We start from the raw sequence: 651 nt of genomic DNA, 5'->3' as shown, positions 1-651 counted from the left end.
GTCGAAATTCATCTCAGGCTCCCTTCATCACGTTTGCCGCGTCCTGGACGGCGCGCACGATCTTGTCATAGCCGGTGCAGCGGCAGAGATTGCCGGCGAGCCCGAAGCGGATTTCCTCCTCGGTCGGGGAGGGGTTCTTCTCGAGCAGATCCTTCGCCGCAATCAAAAAACCTGGCGTGCAGATGCCGCATTGCAAGGCGGCGTGCTCGAGGAATTTCTGCTGCAGCGGATGCAGCTGGTCGCCATGCGCCATGCCTTCGATGGTCTCGATCTGGCGGCCTTCGGCCTCGGCGCCGAGCACCAGGCAGGAGCACACCAGCCGGTTGTCGACGATGACGCTGCAGGCGCCGCAGTCGCCGGTCCCGCAGCCTTCCTTGGCGCCGGTCAGTCCCAGCCGGTCGCGCAGCACGTCGAGCAGCGTCTCGTCCGGCTGGCAAAGATATTCGACGTGATCGCCGTTGATTGTCGTTGAAACCGCTACACCGGCCATCATTTGCCTCCTGCACGCTCATAGGCGGTGGTGGCGACACGCTTCGCCAGCACACCCGCAACTTTCCGTCTGAATTCGATGGTGCCGCGCTTGTCGTCGATCGGTCGGCAGGCGCCCGCGCAGATCTTGGCGAGCCGCTCCAGCGTCGCCTCATCCAGCTT

General features: G+C 63.9%; 1 protein-coding gene and 1 pseudogene. Both read right to left on the bottom strand.

Annotated features, from left to right (window positions below):
* Window positions 1-13 precede the first annotated feature (13 nt).
* Window positions 14-490, bottom strand: a complete 477-nt coding sequence (locus tag EOA60_RS36030; protein WP_066997187.1) for a (2Fe-2S)-binding protein — start codon at window positions 488-490, stop codon at window positions 14-16.
* Window positions 490-651, bottom strand: a pseudogene (locus EOA60_RS36025) (xanthine dehydrogenase family protein subunit M); the annotation flags it as partial. The gene EOA60_RS36030 and the pseudogene EOA60_RS36025, both read right to left, overlap by 1 nt.

Origin of the sequence: Mesorhizobium sp. M1A.F.Ca.IN.020.06.1.1, from assembly GCF_004023265.1 — a bacterium.
Classification (GTDB): domain Bacteria; phylum Pseudomonadota; class Alphaproteobacteria; order Rhizobiales; family Rhizobiaceae; genus Mesorhizobium.
The sequence above is the reverse complement of the archived record's forward strand: the minus strand, read 5'-3'. Positions and strand labels throughout refer to the sequence as shown.

What these genes read in the sequence shown, in the direction of transcription:
- EOA60_RS36030 (WP_066997187.1), bottom strand. Translation starts at nt 490, where the DNA reads ATGGCCGGTGTAGCGGTTTCAACGACAATCAACGGCGATCACGTCGAA.